This window comes from Winogradskya humida, from assembly GCF_016862215.1.
In the GTDB taxonomy this organism is placed as follows: domain Bacteria; phylum Actinomycetota; class Actinomycetes; order Mycobacteriales; family Micromonosporaceae; genus Actinoplanes; species Actinoplanes humidus.
Map to the genome: position 1 here is coordinate 67,628 of NZ_BOMN01000059.1, position 18,191 is coordinate 85,818.

Genomic DNA, 18,191 nt, shown 5'->3' on the forward strand with positions numbered 1-18,191 from the left:
GGCCGTCCGTGCCGGATGCGGGCGAGCTTCGCGCCGATAGACTGTGCCCCTATGAGCGAGCGCAGTGATCAGACGACGACCGGCATCCTCGGCGGCATCAGGACGCCCGGCGACCTCAAGCGTTTGAGCTCTGAGCAGCTCACCCTGCTTGCCGCGGAGATCCGTGACTTCCTGGTCGCGAAGGTCTCCCGCACCGGCGGGCACCTCGGGCCCAACCTCGGGGTGGTCGAGACGACCCTCGCGCTGCACCGGGTCTTCGACTCCCCGCGCGACCGGGTGTTGTTCGACACCGGGCACCAGGCTTACGTGCACAAGATCGTGACCGGCCGGCAGGACGGCTTCGACCAGCTCCGCCAGCGCGGGGGGCTGTCGGGCTACCCCAGCCGGGCCGAGAGCGAGCACGACCTGATCGAGAATTCGCACGCCTCGACCGCCCTGTCGTATGCCGACGGCCTCTCGAAGGCGTTCACGCTGCGCCGCGAGGACCGGCACGTGGTCGCGGTCGTCGGCGACGGCGCGCTGACCGGCGGCATGTGCTGGGAGGCGCTCAACAACATCGCCGCGGCGAAGAACAAGCTCGTCATCGTCGTGAACGACAACGGCCGCTCCTACGCGCCGACGATCGGCGGGCTCGCCGACCACCTCTCCACGCTGCGCCTCAACCCGGGTTACGAGCGGGTGCTCGACCTGGTGAAGAACGCGCTCGGCTCGACCCCGGTGGTGGGCAAGCCGGCGTTCGAGGTGCTGCACGCGGTCAAGAAGGGCATCAAGGACGCGGTCAGCCCGCAGCCGATGTTCGAGGACCTCGGCATCAAGTACATCGGCCCGATCGACGGGCACGACATCGAGGCCATGGAGTCGGCGCTGCGCCGGGCCAAGGGCTTCAACGCGCCGGTCATCGTGCACGCGGTCACCCGCAAGGGCTTCGGTTACCGGCCCGCCGAGGACGACGAAGCCGACAACTTCCACGGTCCGGGCGCGTTCGACCCGGAGACCGGGGCGCTGACCGCCAAGCCGTCCGTCAAATGGACCAACGTCTTCGCCGAGGAGCTCGTCAAGCTGGCGGGGGAGCGCCCCGACATCGTGGGCATCACCGCCGCGATGGCCGAGCCGACCGGCATCGCCGCGCTGGCCAAGAAGTACCCCGAGCGGGTCTACGACGTGGGCATCGCCGAGCAGCACGCCGCCACCTCGGCGGCCGGGCTGGCCATGGGCGGGCTGCACCCGATCGTCGCCGTCTACGCGACGTTCCTCAACCGCGCGTTCGACCAGGTGCTGCTCGACGTCGCCATGCACGAGCTGCCCGTCACGTTCGTGCTCGACCGGGCGGGCATCACCGGTCCCGACGGCCCGAGCCACTACGGCATCTGGGACATGAGCGTCTTCGGGGTCGTGCCGGGTCTGCGCATCGCCGCCCCGCGCGACGCCGCCACGCTGCGCGAGGAGTTGCGCGAGGCCGTCGCCGTGGACAACGGCCCGACGATCGTGCGGTTCCCGACCGGCTCGGTCAACGCCGACCTCCCGGCGCTGCGCCGCGTCGGCCCGGTCGACGTGCTGCGCGAGGACGACCGCAAGGACGTGCTGCTCGTCGCGGTGGGTGCGTTCGGCAAGCTGGGCATGGAGGTCGCCGAGCGGGTCGCCGAGCAGGGTTACGGCGTGACGGTCGTCGACCCGCGCTGGGTGCGCCCGGCCCCGGTCGAGCTCGCCGCGCTGGCCGCCGGGCACCGCCTCGTGGTCACCGTCGAGGACGGCGTCCGGGCCGGTGGTGTGGGCGAGGCCGTGGCGAGCATGCTGCGGGACAACGCCGTCGACGTGCCGCTGCGTGACCTGGGTGTGCCGGCCGGTTTCCACCCGCACGGCACGCGGGCGGAGATCCTCGCCTCGCTCGGGCTGACCGCGCAGGACATCGCCCGGGATGTCACCGAATGGGTCTCGCGTATCCAGGCGTCCGATTCGGAGCCCCAGCCCGCCAAATAACCGGCTCGCCAAATAACCGGGCCCGCGAAATAACTGGGCCCGCGAAACTGGGCCCGCGAAATAACTCGCTCCCGCGCGCCGGGCGTTTTCGTTATCTAGCCGTTACCTTTGAGGGTATGGCGGCGGAGACGTTCGGCGGCGTGACGGTGGTCATCGATCTGGGCACTGCCCGCGGCGAGCCGGCGGAATACGTGTCACCGACCCGTTCGACCATGCCCGGCTGGCTGTGGCCGGTCGCGGCCGCCGTGCTGGTCCTGCTCGCCGCCACCGCCTCGGCCGGCCCGCCCCCGCCGGCCTTGACGCCGCTGCTCACGATCCAGGTCGGGCCCGCGGATCCGTATGCGATGACCGACGACGGCACCCTGCTCGCCCAGACCCAGGGCACCCTCGCCTCGTTCGACCTGGCCGACGGCGCCAAGCTCTGGCAGGCCGGCACCGAGACGCCCACCTACCGGCTCACCATCGGTGGCGGCCTGCTGCTGCTCCGCTCGCTGACCAGCGCCACCCGGGCCGTCTCCCTGCAGGACGGCAGCGTGCGCTGGCGCCGCGCGGACAGCGTCACCACCGTGGCGGGCTCGCCCACGCTGCTCGCCGTCACCCCGGTCAAGAGCTTCACCTCGGTCGGCCGGCGGGTGCAGCGCGCGATCGACGCCGTTGATCCCGCCACCGGGCAGACCCGCTGGGAGGTCCCGGTGCCGTCCACCGCCGTGCTGCTCGGCGTGCCCGGGCCGGCCGACGACGGCGCCCGCATGCTCCTGGTGCACGACGACCGCACCGCGACGCTGCACGACCTGGTCACCGGCGAGAAACTCGCCGCCGGCCCGCTGCCACCCGCCGACTACGGTCCGGACAACCCCGTCGTCTCCGGGGGCCTGATCCTGTTGCGCCACCCCACCCCGACCGGGCGCATGGTCTCCGCCTTCGACCCGCTCACCCTGCGGCTCCGCTGGACCCGACCGGCCGGCTTCGCCTTCGGGATCACCACCTGCGGCCGTTACGCGTGCCTGACCGGCCCCGACGGCGTCCGCGCGATCGACCCGCGGGACGGCACCGAGCAGTGGTTCCAGCCGGAGTGGCGCGGCGTCGACCAGCGTGGCAGCCTGCTCGTCGCGTTCGGGACGCCCGCCGGGGAGAACGATCCCATCGGGCTGGTCGACCCGGCGACCGGCAAAGTGCTCACCGGTCTGCACGGGTGGCGGCTGGTCGGCGGGGACGGCGGTGACCACCTGCTGGTGACCCGTCCCGCCGAGGCCGGTCGTACCATGGTCGCGGTCGCCGCCCCCGGCGACGCGTTACCCCGGATCCTTGCGGCACTTCCGGCCGGCACTGCGGATTGCCAGTCAGCGCCGGGCCGGCTCGCGTGCCGTTCCACCTCGGGTGATCTGGCGGTGTGGGCGTACCAGCGGAAAGGCTGACCGTGGCGCTGATCGAGCTGAGCACCGAAGCCCCCGCTCAGCCCGTCGGCGGACCGCCCCCGGCGTACGTCTACCGTCGTCTCGGCCTGTTCCTCAGCGTCCTGCTCGTCCTCGCCCTCGGCGGTGCCGCCCGCCCCGAGTCGATGCTGCTGCGGCACACCGGGCACATCCCGCTCGGCGACGCCGACTTCGTGATCGGCGACGGCCGGCTCTACGCCGCGGACTTCGCCGTCGACCCGCCCATGATCACCGCCTGGTCCGCCGCGACCGGTCGCCGGCTGTGGCGGGTCCAGGGGCCGCAGGGCAGCGCCGAGGGCTACTACTCGCTCTCCGCCGGGGTGCCGGGCCTGCTCATGGTCAACGTGGCCCGCTCGACCACCGTGCTCGACGGCGGCACCGGAGCCCTGCGCTGGCGGTCACCGACCCCGCTCCAGGCGCTCGCCGCCGGCCGGGGGATGGTCACCAGCGAGAGTTTCCGGGCCGGTACCGAATACGACCCCGAGTCCGGCGACCCGGGCCGCCTCTACGGCACGACGAGCCAGACCCTGCACACCGAACCCGCCCTGAGCACCTCGCTCGAGGGCGTCGAGCTCGCCACCGGCCGGCACCTGTGGTCGGTCACCGTGCCCGGCTCGGTCGCCACCGTCTGGACCGGCGACGTCGTGGTCGTCTTCTCGGCCGACCGGGTCACCGTGCGCTCGCCGTCGACCGGGGAGGTGCTGCGGGAACGGGCCGTCGAGGACAGCGGGGCGTGGCCGATGTGGGGTGAGGTCGCCGGGGACACCGTGCTGGTGCATCACGGCGCGTTCGGGGAGGGCGGAGAGGTCATCGCGTACGCCCTCGACACGCTCGACGAACGCTGGCAGCAGGACCAGCCCGACTCGCAGGGCAGCTCGTCGACCTGCGTGGGACTGCCCTGCCGCAAGACGCGTACCGACCTGACCGTGCTGGACCCGCGCACCGGCACCGCGCTGTGGAGCGCGGGCAACGACCTCGACCTGGTCGCGTTCGGCGACGACGCGATCCTCGAGCTGCGCTCGCTCTCGGCGCCGCAGCGGGTCGTCGACCGTGGCACCGGCCGGGTCCGGGTCGAGCTCAGCACCTGGTCGAGCTTTGTCGACCTCTCGGACTCCCGCGGATATCTGCTCATGCGGCCCGAGCCCGGAGCCGGACTGGTGCTCGGCCTGCTCCGGCGCGGCGCACCCGCGATCCAGCTGCTCGGACGGATCCCCCGGGCGGCCGCCGCGTGCGAGCGCGACGACAAATTCCTGGCCTGCCGCGTCGGGGGCAGCGCCGAGGTCTATCAATACCTAGGGTAAGGGCGTGAGCGACGCTCTGATCGATCTCGGTACCGTTCGCGAACCCCCCGCGGAAAAGCGCTTCCGGCTGCCCCGATCGACATTCGTCGTTGCCGCGGTGGCGCTGGCCTGCCTGCTGGGCGGCGCGGCGCCGAGCTTCGGCGAGCCGGCGGTCGTGAACGTGCCGGCCCGGCTCGGGGACAGCACGTTCATCGACCGCAGTTCTCCGCGGTTGTACGTCGTCGACCCACCCGACCAGCAGTATCGCTGGGTCAGCGCGTACGGGCTGCCCGGCGGCGAGCTGATCACGCGGACCCGGATGGTCGCCTCCGGCACGGTCCAGGCGGTGGCCACCGTGGGCGAGTTCCTGCTGGTGTCCTACCGGGAGAACGACTCCCAGGTGGTGTCAACCGTTGCGACCAGGCTCGGCGCGCAGACGGAGTCCTGGCGGGTGCCCGCCCAGGTCTTCGCATTCTCCGTCGCCGACCGGAGCGCGGTGATGCGCGCCGAGGACGGCACCTGGTCCGGCCTGGACCTGGTCACCGGACAGCGCCGGTGGACGGTTGCCGAGCCGCCCCAGGGATTCACGTTTCTGGCCGGGGAGGACCGGTTGATCCAGGCCACCACCGACGGCACCGTGACGATCATCGAAACGGCCGGTGGCACGGTGGTCCGGGCCGCGAAACTGCCGGACACCCAGAGCTGGCCGGGCCTCGGGATCTCGCTCATGCCCGTCGGCGATCTTCTGCTGGCGGGTGGGCCGAAGCGCGTCACCGCGTACGCGATGCGCGATCTGACCCAGCGCTGGACCGCCACCTTCGACCTGCAGCAGCGTTTTGTGCTGCCCGATTGCGCGGGCGGTCTCTGCGTCGTCGGCTTCGAGGGCGGCCTGGAGATCCACAACGCCGCGACCGGCGCACCGCGCTGGCGCCAGCCGGGCTGGGCCACCGTCACCCCGGCCGGGTCCGCGCTGATCGTCAGCGGCGACAACGGTGCCGGCGCCTACAACGCGCTGTACCCGCTCGCCATCCTCGACGGCGCAACCGGCAAGCGGCTCGCGGACTTCGGCCGGTGGCGGATGACCGGTGTGCTCCGCGCCGACGGCACCGCGATCGTGACGCACCTGACCGGTGACGTGCTCAACATCGGCCTGCTCGATCCGGCGGCGCGAGCCCTTCGCGTGCTCGGCACGGCCGCCGGCATCTCCGGGGACTGCGACGCCACCCCGGACGTTCTGATCTGCCGCCGCGTGGATGCCTCGATCGCGATCTGGTCGATGCCTAAGCTGACCCGGTGACCGACGCGGTGATCGATCTCGACCGTCCGCACGACCCCTCCGACGATCGCCCGGCACCCGGGATCCGCCGTTTCCGCATGCCCCGGTCACCGTTCCTCGCGCTCTCGATCCTGCTGCTCGTGCTGCTCGGCGGGGCGGCCCGCCTCCCGGCCGAGCGGGTCCCGGCGATCGTGCCGGTACGGGTCGGCGAGTCCATCTATCTCGACCCCCACAGGCTGCACGTGCTCAGCCCGCCCAGCGCCGCCAGCCGGGTGGTCACCACCTACTCGCTGCCCGGCGGCGAAGTGCTCGCCCGGACCCCGATCGGCGACAACGGTCAGCTCGGCATGGTCGGGCTGGTCGCCTCGGCCGGCGACATGCTGCTGGTGTCGTACCAACCGGTCTACCCCGACCCCCCGACCACCATGGGGATCCGGCTGGGTGCGGCGCAGCCGTCGTGGAAGGTGCCCGCCCAGCTCGTGAGCGTCTCCGCGGCCACCGGGCTGGGGCTGCTCGGCTCCAGCGACTACCAGGACTGGTCCGCCATCGACGTGGCCACCGGCAAGCTCCGCTGGTCGATGCGGACGCCGGAGGACGGGGAGTTGACGAGGGTGGGGAAGGCTTCCCGCGCCTGATGGTGACGGCGGCCCCCGACGGGCACGTGGAGCTGCACGACGGGGTCAGCGGTGCGCTGCTTCACGCCGTCGACCTGCCCGCGGATCCGACCTGGAACCAGCAGGGGATCGCCGTCTGGGCCGGCGACGAGGCGATGCTGACCGAGGGGGAGAGCGGGCTCACCGCGTACGGTATGACTGATCTGACCGCGCGCTGGACCGTCCCGATAGATCTCACCGACGACAGCTACGTGGAGCCCGACTGTGCGGGCAGCATCTGCGTGTTCGGCCTCGCCGACGGCCTGGAGGCCCTCGACCCCGCGACCGGTGCGGTCCGCTGGAGCACCGACCGATGGAGTACGGCAACCGCGGTCGGCTCCGCCCTGATGGTCCGGGGCACCGAGGTCGGCGACGCCGTGCCCGGCAGGTTCCCGCTCGCCGTCATCGACCCCGTCACCGGCAAGGTGCTCGCCGACTACGGCAGATGGCAGCCGTCCGGCTCGGTGCGCCCCGACGGTACGGTGCTCCTGCTGCGTCAGGAGGGAACAGTCGTCAACTACGGCCTGCTGGACCCCGCCGTGCCGGCCCTGCGTCTGCTCGGCACGGCCACCGGCATCTCCGGCGACTGCACCGCCACCACCGACTTCCTCGCCTGCCGCCGGCTGGATGCCTCCGTCGCCATCTGGGACATTCGGTGACTGGCCGGTAGCCTGCACTTACAGCCCCTTTACGCGATGCCGGGGAAGCTGGTGCGCGGGGGCTGACAGATCGGAAGGACCCGCGGTGCGCGTGCTGGTGGTGGAAGACGAGCGGAACATGTGCGACGCGATCGCTCGGGGGCTGCGTCGCAAGGGCATGGCGGTCGACGTCGCCTATGACGGGCTGACCGGTCACGAGATGGCATACGTGACCCGGTACGACGTCGTCGTGCTGGACCGCGACCTGCCGGGCATGCACGGGGACGAGATCTGCGCCGCCCTGGTCGAGTCGGGTGCGCTCACCCGGGTCCTGATGCTCACCGCCAGCGTCACGGTCGCCGACCGCGTCGAGGGCCTGCAGCTCGGCGCCGACGACTACCTGCCCAAGCCGTTCGCGTTCGAGGAGCTGGTGGCTCGGGTCCAGGCGCTCGGCCGGCGCGCGACCCCGGTGGCCCCGCCGGTGCTCATCGTCGGGGACCTCGTCCTCGACCAGACCCGCCGGGTGGTGACCCGCGGCGGCACCCCGATCGACCTGACGAACAAGGAGTTCGGCGTCCTCGAGGAGTTGCTCAAGGCCCGCGGCGGCGTGGTGTCGAGCGAGGAGCTGCTCGAACGGGTCTGGGACGCCAACACCGACCCGTTCACGACGACGGTCCGCGTGACGGTGATGACCCTGCGCAAGAAGGTCGGCGACCCGCCCCTCATCGAGACGGTGGTCGGCTCCGGATACCGGGTTCCCGAGCCGGTCGTGGTCACCCCCTCATGACCGTCTACGCGTCCAAACGGGAGCGGCTGCGGTTGCGGCCGACCCTGCGGCTCCGGCTGACGCTGCTCAACGGCATCCTGCTCGTCGGCGCCGGGGCGATCCTGGTGCTGCTGGCCTGGCTGCTGGTCGGCGACGCGCTGCGCCCCGGCGACGAGCTGGCGCCCGGCACCCAGGTCGTGCTCTCCGACGGCACCCGCCTCGACGCGCTGACCTGGCAGCAGAACCTGGTCGGCTCCGCCTCGCAGGAACTGCTGGTCAAAGGCCTGATCGCACTCGTCGCCATCGGCATCATCGGCATCGCCGGCGCCTACGCGGTGGCCGGCCGCGCCCTGCGCCCCCTCCACAACGTCACCGCCACCGCCCGCCGCCTCGGCGAGGAAACCCTCGACGAACGCATCCGCTACTCCGGCGCCGACGACGAGGTCGCCGAGCTGGCCCGCACCTTCGACGCCATGCTCGACCGCCTCGCGGGCGCCTTCGAATCCCAGAAACGCTTCGTCGCCAACGCGTCCCACGAGCTGCGAACCCCGCTCGCGGTCATGCGTACCGAAATCGACGTTACCCTGAGCGACGACGAAGCCGACGTCGCCGAATACCGCCGCATGGCCAAGGTCGTCCGCAACGCCTCCGAACGAGCCAACGGCCTGGTCGACGCCCTCCTCGTCCTCGCCCGCAGCGAAGCCCAGTCCGGCCGCCGCCTGGTCCGCAAAATGCCCGCCGACCTGGCCACCAGCGTCTACAACGCCCTCTCCGCCGTGAAGGCCGAAGCCGAGCGGATGAAGCTCGACGTCACCACCGACCTCGAAGCGGCAAACGTCGTGGGCGACCCGAGCCTGCTCGACCGCCTGGCCGGCAACCTCATCGAGAACGCGATCCGCTACAACCACCTGATGGGCAAGCTTTGGCTGCGCACCTCCAGCGTGAATGGCCGGGCCATGCTGGTGGTGGGCAACACCGGCTTCGAGGTCGACCAGGTGGACGTCCCCGGCCTGTTCGAGCCCTTCCGCCGCGGCGGCTGGGAGCGCACCGGCTCACGCGGGTCAGGCCTCGGCCTGTCGATCGTCCGAGCGGTCTGCGACGCCCACGGCGGCACGGTCTCAGCAGTCGCCCAGCCGGGCGGCGGCCTCGAAGTAACCGTCAGCCTGCCCGCTGCCGACACCACCCCGGTGGTAGCTGCCACCGCGACGGTCCCGCGCGCCAAGGGCCTCGGCGTGGCACCCAGCTAGAAAGTCTGGGTTCCGGGATGCCTGGTCGATCCTGGTGGACAGATTGCATGCTCTGCCCTCGGCGCCTGAAACCGGGCTTATCGGTCGGGCCGCAGTCAACAGCGTCACGGTAGGTAATCTCAGCCCAAGGGTATGTGTCCTGCGCTGAACAATATTTGCCCCGCGCTTGACAGAAGGCGCTGGCAGACATTGTGGTATTCGGTCAAGCGGCGCAATATTCGGTGGATTTCACGCCTCTGATGGCCCGCGTCCAGCCGGGTGCCCCGATAGACAACACGTGCCGTAACCGACTGCATGGTGTGGGGCGCGGCTGGTCCAGACCGATCATCCGGCCGGAACCCGCCCTGCTGCCGTATGTTGCGCTGAAGCCTGAGGTGCCGCAATTTGTGATGGGGGCGGCTGTCAAATGCGAGCGATCGTTGTTCAGCGCAGGGCACATACCTTGTGGCTGAGGTGACCTACCGTGACGGTCGCGGCTTTCGGGTGAGAAACGGGGCGCCGCCTCCGTGAGGAGGAGCGGCGCCCCGGAATCGCGGTTCGGGTTACTTCTTCTTTTCGACCTGGGCCCGGAGCTTCGGGAATTCGGCCTTGGCGGAGCTCATGGACTTGAAGTACCAGATGACCCAGCCGATGCTGCCGTCATCGGCCCAGCCGCACATGATGAGGTCGGCGCCGCCGGCGTCGCCCTTGCCACATTTGGCGGAGCCGCCCAGGGCGCCGGGGGAGGCGTCGACGATGCCGGTGAGCTTGAGGCCGCCGATGCCGGCGCCGAGGAAGGTGTTGTCGAGTTCCTTCTCGGGGTCGGCGATCGGGGCTGCTGCTGCCGCGACGATGACGATGTCCTGCTTGGTGGGGGTGCCGTAGAGCGCGCCGACCGTGTCCGTGGCGTCCGGGACCTCTTTGAGGCCCTGTTCCAGCTGGTCGGCGGCGCCGGCGAACTGGGGGTCGGTCAGCTTGGGGCGGCCGCCGAGGGTTTTGGGCTCGGTCACGGTGATGTTGGATTCCGCGGCGGGCTCGGTGGTGGGGGTCGTCTCGTCGGGGGTGGCGCCCGGTTCGGTGGTCGGGGCCGCCGAGGCGATGGCGTCGACGACGTCCTGGCCCTTGTCACGCAGGAGCAGGAAGCCGGCGGTGCCGCCGCCCACGCAGAGGACGAGGACCACGGCGATCGAGATCAGGACGATCGGGAGCGCTTTGGACTTCTTCTTCGGCGGGGTCTGGAACGGCTGGCCGGGCTGCGGGAAGCCGGGCTGCTGCTGGGTGTAGTCCGCGGCCGGCGGGTAGCCGGGCGGCACCGAGCCGGGCTGGTCGGGGTTGGGCTGCCCGTAGGACGGCTGCTGAGCGCCGTAAGGGGGCTGAGCACCAGTGGGCTGGGCACCGTAGGGCGGCTGAGCCCCATAGGGCTGCTGCGAGTCGCCATAGGGCGGCTGAGCGCCATAGGGTCCGCCGGAGGACGGGGGCTGAGCGCCATAAGGCCCGCCGGAGGACGGGGGCTGAGCGCCGTAGGGTCCGTCCGAGGACGGGGGCTGAGCGCCGTAAGGGCCGCCCGAGGTCGGCGGCTGGGAACCGTAAGGTCCGCCCGAGCCGGGCTGGTTGTAGGGCTCGCCCGGGTAAGGCGGCTGGTTGGGCGGCTGGGACATCCACGCTCCATCGGGTCAGGCTGCGGCCCTGGCGAGCTTAGCCGCCCTGAGCGGCCCGTGTGATCCCCTGTTACGCGATCATGACAGTCCGAACGGATGGGACAACGATGCCCCCGCGCCGTGGGGACGCGAGGGCATCGATGGTCTTCAGCGCGGCGAAGCAGGGTTCGCCGGCGAGGCGGGGGTCAGACCGGAAGGCTGGCCACGCCCTGCGGCAGGAAACGCTTGCCGGTGACCCGCTCGGCGGTGCCGCTACGGTCGAGGTACGGCGTGACGCCGCCCAGGTGGAACGGCCAGCCCGCGCCGAGGATCATGCACAGGTCGATGTCCTGTGCCTCGGCGACGACGCCCTCGTCGAGCATGAGGCGGATCTCCTGGGCGAGCGCGTCCAGCGCCTTCTGGCGTACCTCATCGGCGGTGAGGGGAGCGGAACCGGCCTCGATCAGCTTGACCACCTCGGGGTTGATCTCGTCGTCGGCCATCAGGGGCAGGCCGGCGTCGACGATCTTGCGCAGGTTGGGGCTGTCGCCGAAGCGGTCCGGGAACGCCTCGTGCAGCGTCTCGCCCACGTGCAGGGCCACGGCGGGGCCGACGAGCTGGAGCAGCGCGATCGGGCGCATGGGCAGGCCCAGCGGGTCGAGGGCGACGTCGACGACATCGAGGGGGGTGCCGGCGTCGATCGCGTTGAAGACCTCGCTGGTGAAGCGGGTCAGCAGGCGGTTGACCACGAACGCCGGGGCGTCCTTGACCAGCACCGACGACTTGCGCAGGTCCTTGCCGACCGCGAACGCCGTGGCCAGGGTCACGTCGTCGGTCCGCTCGCCCTTGATGATCTCGAGCAGCGGGAGGACGGCGACCGGGTTGAAGAAGTGGAAGCCGACGACCCGTTCGGGGTGTTCGAGGCCGGCGGCCATCTCGGTCACCGACAGCGAGGAGGTGTTCGTCGCCAGGATCGCCTCGGGGGTGACGATCTTCTCCAGCTCGGCCCAGATCTGCTTCTTGAGCTCGAGGTTCTCGAAGACCGCCTCGATCACGAAGTCGGCGTCGGCGAAGACGGACTTGTCGACCGAGCCGCTGACCAGGCCACGCAGCTTGGCCGCGGTGCCCTCGTCCATCCGGCCCTTGGACTGCATCTTGGCGATCTGGCCGTGGACGTACTCGACGCCCTTGTCGACGCGGGTCTGGTCGAGGTCGGTGAGGACCACCGGCACCTCCAGGCGCCGGGCGAAGAGCAACGCGAGCTGGGAGGCCATGAGACCGGCACCGACGATGCCGACCTTGGTGACCTTCCGGGCCAACCCCTTGTCGGGTACGCCGACCGGGCGCTTCGCCCGCCGCTGCACCAGGTCGAACGCGTACAGGCTGGCGCGGGACTCGTCACCCATGATCAGCTCGGCGAGCGCCTCGGTCTCCGCCGCGGTGCCGTCCTCGAACGTCGCGTCCTTGGCGAGAGCGAGCAGCTCCAGCGCCTTGTTCGCGGAGGGGACGGCGCCGTGCAGCCGCTCGTCGAGCTGCTGCTTCGCGAAGAAGAGCACGCCCTCCCACATGTCCCGGTCGACCTCGGGACGCTCGACCGTCACCGTGCCCTGGACCACGCCGGCGGCCCATTCGAGCGAGCGCTCCAGGAAGTCGGCCGGCTCGAACAGCACGTCGGCGACGCCCAGCTCGGCGGCCTGCTTCGGGCGGAGGACCTTCTGGGTGAGCGGGTTCTGCAGGATGATCTGCGCTGCTCCGGGCGTACCGATCAGATTGGGAAGCAGTTGACTGCCGCCCCAGCCGGGGATCAGGCCGATCGCGACCTCGGGCAGGCCGAGTGCCGCCGCGCCGCCGGAGACCGTGCGGTAGTGGCAGTGCAGGGAGACCTCGAGGCCACCACCGAGCGCGGCGCCGTTGATGAACGCGAAGGTCGGGATGCTTGAGTTCTTGAGCCGGGCGAAGACCCGGTGGCCCAGCTCGCCCAGGGCGACGGCCTGCTCTTTCTTGGTGATGAACGGCATGCCGGTGATGTCGGCGCCGACACAGAAGATGTACGGCTTGCCGGTCAGCGCGATGAACGCCGGCTCCGCCTCGGTTGCCTTGGTGATCGCCTCGTCGAGCGACGCCAGCCCCGCGGGACCGAAGCTGTTGGGCTTCTTGTGGTCGAAGCCGTTGTCGAGGGTGATCAGCGCGGCGGGCTTGTCGAGCCCGGGCACCTTGACCAGGCGTACGAGCGCCTTGGTCACGACCTCGTTGGGGTAGTCCGGGAGCGCCGTCACTTGTCGTTTCCTTCCCAGTGGGGGTTCTCCCAGATGACCGTTCCGCCCATGCCGATACCGATGCACATCGCGTTGATGCCGTAGCGGACCTCGGGGTGCTCCTCGAAGTGCCGCGCCAGCTGCGTCATCAGCCGCACGCCGGACGAGGCGAGCGGGTGGCCGATGGCGATCGCGCCGCCCCACGGGTTGACCCGGGGGTCGTCGTCGGCGATGCCGTAGTGGTCGAGGAACGCGAGCACCTGCACGGCGAACGCCTCGTTCAGCTCGAACAGGCCGATGTCGTCGATGGTGAGCCCGGCCAGGCGCAGCGCCTTCTCCGTCGACGGGATCGGGCCGTAACCCATGATCTCCGGCTCGACGCCGACGAAGCCGTACGACACGAGCCGCATCGCGATGGGCAGGCCCAGCTCGCGAGCGGTCTCCTCGTCGGCCAGCAGCGCCGCGGTCGCACCGTCGTTGAGGCCGGCCGCGTTACCCGCGGTGACCTTGCCGTGCGGGCGGAACGGGGTCTTGAGGGTGGCGAGCTTCTCCAGGGAGGTCTCGCGGGGCGCCTCGTCGGTCGTGGCGAGACCCCAGCCCTCCTCGGCGCTGCGGACCGCGACGGGCACCAGGTCGGGCTGGAGCTTGCCGTTCGCGTACGCCTTGGCCGTCTTCTCCTGCGACGCCAGCCCGTACGCGTCGACGCGCTCCTTGGTGATGCCGGGGAGCCGGTCGTGCAGGTTCTCGGCGGTGCTACCCATGACCAGCGCGGACGGGTCGACGAGCTTCTCCGCGAGGATCCGCGGGTTCGGGTCGACGCCCTCGCCCATCGGGTGGCGGCCCATGTGCTCGACACCACCGGCGATGGCGACGTCGTACGCCCCCATCGCGATGCCGCCGGCGACGTTGGTCACCGCGGTCATGGCACCCGCGCACATGCGGTCGATGGAGTAGCCGGGCACGGTCTTGGGCAGGCCGGACAGCAGAGCGGCGGTGCGGCCGATGGTCAGGCCCTGGTCGCCGATCTGGGTCGTGGCCGCGATCGCGACCTCGTCGACCTTCTCGGGCGGGAGCTGTGGGTTGCGGCGCATCAGCTCACGGATGCATCGGATCACCAGATCGTCGGCGCGGGTCTCGGCATACATGCCGCCCGCCTTGCCGAACGGGGTGCGGACGCCGTCTACGAAGACGACCTCGCGGCTTACTCGGGGCACAACAAGCCTCCTTGCAGGCGTGAACCCAGGGCTCTAGACACGCTTATGTTACTCGCGGGTAAGTAGCTCGGCCAGTCAGTGTGGGAACGCGCGCGGAATGCGTGGGGAGATCTCCGCGCGGAACTCCTCGATCCGCAGGCTGACCTGTCCCGTGTCCGTGGTGCCCTCGAGCCGGTCCAGATAGAGGTTACGCCTGGTCAGGGGCTCCAGACGGACAGTGAAATAGATCGACATCAGGGGGTTGACGAAGAGTTCGCTGCCGGTCGTGCGGGTGGTGAATTGCACGTCACCGAAAGCCCCACGGGTGGCGGCGGCTTGATCACTCCGCCGCGGGCGGGGCGTCGGGCAGGACCGCGGCGACCTGCTCCGCGAGCAGCACGACCTGCCAGTTGCGGGCGCCGAAGCCGAGCAGCACCTCGCCGACCGCCTCCGGGGTGACCTCGTCCGGCGGGGCCCAGGCCAGCCGGCGGATGAAGTCCGGGCTGATGAGGTTCTCCGGGGGCAGGGTGTGGGACTCGGCGATGGCGATGACGACCTGGCGGCAGCGCTGCAGCCGGGCGGCGGCGACCGGGTCGCGTTCGGCCCAGCGGTGCGGCGGGGGCGGGCCCTCGACCGGCTGGTTCACGGGCAGCTCGTCGTCGCCCAGGGCGCGGGCGGAATCCAGGGCGTCGAGCCAGACGCGGGCCAGGCGGCGTACCGATCGGCCACCGAAGCCCGGCAGGGTGAGCAGCGTGCGCTCGTCCTTGGGGTCCAGCTCGGCGGCGGCGATGATCGCGGAATCGGGGAGCACGCGGCCCGGGGCCGAGTCACGGCGGGAGGCGACGCCGTCGCGGGCGTACCAGAGGGCGCGGACCCGGGACTGGGCGCGGGCACCGCGGACTCGGTGTATTCCCGACGTGCGCCGCCAGGGATCCGGGCGGCTGCGCGGCGGGCGGTCGGCGCTCGCGACCAGCGCGGCGAACTCCTCGGCCGCCCACTCCGCCTTGCCCTGCCGCTCCAGCTCGGCGGCGAGCAGGTCACGCAGGTCGGTCAGAAGTTCAACATCGAGCGCGGCGTACGTCAGCCACGACTCGGGCAGCGGCCGCGTGGACCAGTCCGCGGCGGAGTGGTGCTTCTCCAGCGAGAAGCCCAGCAGCTGCTCGGTGAGGGCGGCGAGCCCGACCCGCTCGAACCCGGCCAGGCGCGCGGCCAGCTCGGTGTCGAAGAGCCTGCGCGGTTTCATCCCGATCTCCGCCAGACAGGCGAGGTCCTGGCTCGCGGCGTGCAGCACCCACTCGGTGTCGGCCAGAGCCTCGTCGAGGGTGCTGAGATCGCTCAGCGGCATCGGGTCGACGAGCACCGTGCCCGAACCCGCGCGGCGTAGTTGTACGAGGTACGCACGCTGGGTGTAGCGGTAGCCGGACGCCCGTTCGGCGTCGACGGCAACGGGGCCGGAGCCGGCGGCCATCCTGGCCACGACCTCGGCTAACTCGGCGCTGGACTCCACCGGGCGCGGCGTTCCCTCGCGGGGCGCGGTCAGCGGGACAGCGGTGCGGGCAGGCTCGGGACCGCCAGACGTTAGGTCGGGCGGCACGTCGTGCGGTCCGTCTTGTGCAAGGTCCGGCGTGTCCCGACGGTGCAGGGGTGCGTCGTCGGTCACTCCGTAACCGTACGGGGGTACCCACCCCCGCGTGTGCAGCCGGGTACCGGCGCGTCGGCGCTCGATCCACTTGTTGCCTGAATCCGCGCCGAAAAAGGCCCGTCCGGACCCGTCCGGACGAGGGTTTTTTCTCGTACTACCCCCCGAAGCCTCTAGTACTCGGGAGTTTCATGACCACCGCCTATGACCCCTACGGGGTGCCGGGTCAGCGCCGGGCGCCGCACGACCCGTTGCTGAGCCTGCCCGACCACCCGTCCGGCGAGTGGGCGGCGACCTCCTATCCGCCGCAGCCGATGCCGGACATCGACATGGGTCCGCCGCGGGTGGGTCATCCACGCCCGGCGCGTCGCGACAGCGGGCCATACCTGGTGTCGCCGTCGGGTGGGGCGCCGTTCCCTGTCGTCTCCGAGCCGATCGAGGGCCGCCGCCGCAGCCGGGTGATCCCGGTCCTGCTGGCGCTGCTGCTGCTCGGTGGCGGGGGATTCCTGGCGTGGCGGATGGAGCAGGCCGACGCCCGGCTCAACGACCAGCTGACCGCCTCGCAGGTGCGGCAGACCGAGCTCGCTGATCGCGCCGAGAAGCTGGAGACCCAGCTCGCCGGCGTCTTCGACCCCGAGGCCATCTCGTCGTCGGTGCTGCCGAGCGTCTTCCGGGTCCGGGCCGGCAACTTCACGGGCACGGCGTTCGCGGTCGGCGATCCCGCGGACAAGCAGACGAACCTGCTGACGAACTATCACGTGGTCGAGTCGGTGTGGGAGGCCGGAACCAAGAAGGTCTTCCTCGAACGCGGCAAGGACGAGCTCACCGCCACGATCGTCAAGGTCTCCAAGGCCAAGGACATCGCGCTGCTGCGTACGGACAAGGAGATCGCCGGGCTGGCGGTCGCCAAGGAAACCGTGAAGCCGGGCCAGCAGGTCGTGGTCGTCGGCACGCCGCTCGGGCTCGAGGACACGGTCACCACGGGCGTGGTCAGCGCGTACCGGCCGGACGACTCGGACGGGCCGTCGATCCAGTTCGACGCCCCGATCAACCCGGGCAACTCGGGCGGGCCGGTCGTGAACAGCGCGGACCAGGTCATCGGGCTCGCCACGGCGAAAGCGCGGGATGCCGAGGGCATTGGCCTGGCCGTACCGATAAAAACAGCTTGTGACACTTTCAAGGTCTGCTGATCAGCTGAACACCCTGGCCGGGTTCCTCGGCCGGCGCGACGTGCCCACCCTCACGCGTCCAGCCGCAAAAGCTCCGCCGACTGATAGTCCAGGCTTGGGTAGTGACACAGTTCTGGTCCTGTTCGGGGGCTGCCCGCCGGAGGGCTGGGATCTTGCCGCCCGGGCCTGGCTGGACGGGATCGCCGGGAAGTTCCTGCTGGTCGGGGGCGCGGGGCATACGACGCCGATGCTCCGGCGCTTTCCTCGGCTCGCGGGGTTCGACGTCGAGGCCGACATGATGGCCGCCTATCTCGCGGCCGAGTACGGCATCACGGATGTGCTGATGGAGCGTGAATCGACGAACTCCGGCAACAACATCACATTCACCGAGCGGACAATTCGGGCATGGGGCGGCGGGCCGCCGGAATCCATGATCCTGATCCAGGACGCGTCCATGCAGCAGCGGATGGATGCCGTGGTCCGCGCGAAATGGACCTACGGCACGCCCAAGGTGGTCAACTTCGCCGGGACCAGCCCTCGGGTCGAAGTCCGCGACGGCAAGCTCGCCTACACGGGTACGCCACACTGGGGCGCCTGGGATCTCGACCACTGGATCTCCCTGCTGATGGGGGAGATCCCGCGCCTTTCCGACACCCCGGACGGCTACGGCCCCCGGGGTCGCGACTTCCTCGCCCACGTCGACATCCCCGACGACGTCCTCGCGGCCTTCGACGAACTCCGCGCAACCTACGACGTGCGGCCGGCCCTGGGTGAGTAGGGGCACGAAGTTGCGCTGAAACCCGCGATGCCGCAACGTCCTGCGGCGTTAGGTGTCAAGCGCGGGCCAATCACGTCTGGCGAGGAAACGTATGTTCTGCTGCCGGACACGATTGCCCGGACTTGACAACCAACACCGCAGAAAGTTGTCGCATCCCGCTTCCCGGCGCAACATTCGCCCGGGAGGCCCGGGAGGCCCGGGAGGCCCGGGAGGCCCGGGAGGCCCGGGAGGCCCGGGAGGCCCGGGAGGCCCGGGAGGCCCGGGAGGCCCG

15 protein-coding genes are annotated in these 18,191 nt (G+C 70.9%); 10 read left to right on the forward strand and 5 right to left on the reverse strand.

All coding sequences use genetic code 11. From position 1 onward, the window contains the following. Nucleotides 1–51: 51 nt before the first annotated feature. The 8 genes from dxs to Ahu01nite_RS23780 all read left to right on the forward strand — a co-directional run bounded on the left by dxs (nt 52) and on the right by Ahu01nite_RS23780 (nt 9,270). A complete protein-coding gene (gene dxs / locus Ahu01nite_RS23745; protein WP_203838799.1) occupies nt 52–1,977 on the forward strand; it encodes a 1-deoxy-D-xylulose-5-phosphate synthase in 1,926 nt (641 codons plus the stop codon). A 116-nt stretch (nt 1,978–2,093) separates the two neighbouring features. Then, nucleotides 2,094–3,392, forward strand: a complete 1,299-nt coding sequence (locus tag Ahu01nite_RS23750; protein WP_203838800.1) for an outer membrane protein assembly factor BamB family protein — start codon at nt 2,094–2,096, stop codon at nt 3,390–3,392. Continuing rightward, on the forward strand, nt 3,368–4,711 hold the full coding sequence (locus tag Ahu01nite_RS23755; protein WP_239159079.1) for an outer membrane protein assembly factor BamB family protein: 1,344 nt from the start codon (nt 3,368–3,370) through the stop codon (nt 4,709–4,711). Before Ahu01nite_RS23750 ends, Ahu01nite_RS23755 begins: the two co-directional genes overlap by 25 nt. A gap of 4 nt (nt 4,712–4,715) precedes the next feature. After that, nucleotides 4,716–5,987 carry a PQQ-binding-like beta-propeller repeat protein gene (locus Ahu01nite_RS23760; protein WP_203838801.1) on the forward strand — a complete coding sequence of 424 codons (1,272 nt, stop codon included), beginning with the start codon at nt 4,716–4,718 and terminating at the stop codon, nt 5,985–5,987. Then, entirely contained in the window at nt 5,984–6,601 is a 618-nt protein-coding gene (locus tag Ahu01nite_RS23765; RefSeq protein WP_203838802.1) for a hypothetical protein, read from the forward strand. Before Ahu01nite_RS23760 ends, Ahu01nite_RS23765 begins: the two co-directional genes overlap by 4 nt. After that, nucleotides 6,601–7,278 (forward strand): hypothetical protein, encoded by a 678-nt coding sequence (locus tag Ahu01nite_RS23770; RefSeq protein ID WP_203838803.1) that lies wholly within the window; start codon nt 6,601–6,603, stop codon nt 7,276–7,278. Before Ahu01nite_RS23765 ends, Ahu01nite_RS23770 begins: the two co-directional genes overlap by 1 nt. Nucleotides 7,279–7,363: 85 nt before the next feature. Beyond that, a complete protein-coding gene (locus Ahu01nite_RS23775) occupies nt 7,364–8,044 on the forward strand; it encodes a response regulator transcription factor (RefSeq protein WP_203838804.1) in 681 nt (226 codons plus the stop codon). Then, on the forward strand, nt 8,041–9,270 hold the full coding sequence (locus Ahu01nite_RS23780) for a sensor histidine kinase (RefSeq protein ID WP_203838805.1): 1,230 nt from the start codon (nt 8,041–8,043) through the stop codon (nt 9,268–9,270). Before Ahu01nite_RS23775 ends, Ahu01nite_RS23780 begins: the two co-directional genes overlap by 4 nt. Nucleotides 9,271–9,812: 542 nt before the next feature. Here Ahu01nite_RS23780 and Ahu01nite_RS23785 read toward each other — a convergent pair. The 5 genes from Ahu01nite_RS23785 to Ahu01nite_RS23805 form a co-directional block, all read right to left on the reverse strand. After that, nucleotides 9,813–10,907 (reverse strand): hypothetical protein, encoded by a 1,095-nt coding sequence (locus tag Ahu01nite_RS23785; RefSeq protein ID WP_203838806.1) that lies wholly within the window; start codon nt 10,905–10,907, stop codon nt 9,813–9,815. Between the two features lie 185 nt (nt 10,908–11,092). Beyond that, complete coding sequence (locus Ahu01nite_RS23790; RefSeq protein WP_203838807.1) at nt 11,093–13,162, reverse strand: 3-hydroxyacyl-CoA dehydrogenase NAD-binding domain-containing protein; 2,070 nt, start codon at nt 13,160–13,162, stop codon at nt 11,093–11,095. Further along, the gene (locus tag Ahu01nite_RS23795) at nt 13,159–14,355 is read right to left on the reverse strand and encodes a thiolase family protein (protein ID WP_203838808.1); all 1,197 of its coding nucleotides are present in this window, start codon (nt 14,353–14,355) and stop codon (nt 13,159–13,161) included. The genes Ahu01nite_RS23790 and Ahu01nite_RS23795 overlap by 4 nt, the downstream gene beginning before the upstream one ends. A gap of 75 nt (nt 14,356–14,430) precedes the next feature. Then, nucleotides 14,431–14,640, reverse strand: coding sequence for a hypothetical protein (locus Ahu01nite_RS23800; protein WP_203838809.1), 210 nt, complete (start codon nt 14,638–14,640; stop codon nt 14,431–14,433). 34 nt (nt 14,641–14,674) lie between these two features. Next, nucleotides 14,675–15,994, reverse strand: coding sequence for an HRDC domain-containing protein (locus Ahu01nite_RS23805; protein ID WP_203838810.1), 1,320 nt, complete (start codon nt 15,992–15,994; stop codon nt 14,675–14,677). Between the two features lie 170 nt (nt 15,995–16,164). Between Ahu01nite_RS23805 and Ahu01nite_RS23810 the strand changes: the two genes are divergently transcribed. Both Ahu01nite_RS23810 and Ahu01nite_RS23815 read left to right on the forward strand, forming a co-directional pair. Beyond that, nucleotides 16,165–17,163, forward strand: a complete 999-nt coding sequence (locus Ahu01nite_RS23810; protein WP_203838811.1) for a S1C family serine protease — start codon at nt 16,165–16,167, stop codon at nt 17,161–17,163. A gap of 94 nt (nt 17,164–17,257) precedes the next feature. After that, entirely contained in the window at nt 17,258–17,920 is a 663-nt protein-coding gene (locus Ahu01nite_RS23815; RefSeq protein WP_203838812.1) for an ElyC/SanA/YdcF family protein, read from the forward strand. The last annotated feature ends 271 nt before the right edge of the window (nt 17,921–18,191 follow it).

What these genes read in the sequence shown, in the direction of transcription:
- Ahu01nite_RS23770 (WP_203838803.1), top strand. Translation starts at nt 6,601, where the DNA reads ATGGTGACGGCGGCCCCCGACGGGCACGTGGAGCTGCACGACGGGGTC.
- Ahu01nite_RS23810 (WP_203838811.1), top strand. Translation starts at nt 16,165, where the DNA reads ATGACCACCGCCTATGACCCCTACGGGGTGCCGGGTCAGCGCCGGGCG.
- Ahu01nite_RS23780 (WP_203838805.1), top strand. Translation starts at nt 8,041, where the DNA reads ATGACCGTCTACGCGTCCAAACGGGAGCGGCTGCGGTTGCGGCCGACC.
- Ahu01nite_RS23785 (WP_203838806.1), bottom strand. Translation starts at nt 10,907, where the DNA reads ATGTCCCAGCCGCCCAACCAGCCGCCTTACCCGGGCGAGCCCTACAAC.
- Ahu01nite_RS23750 (WP_203838800.1), top strand. Translation starts at nt 2,094, where the DNA reads ATGGCGGCGGAGACGTTCGGCGGCGTGACGGTGGTCATCGATCTGGGC.
- dxs (WP_203838799.1), top strand. Translation starts at nt 52, where the DNA reads ATGAGCGAGCGCAGTGATCAGACGACGACCGGCATCCTCGGCGGCATC.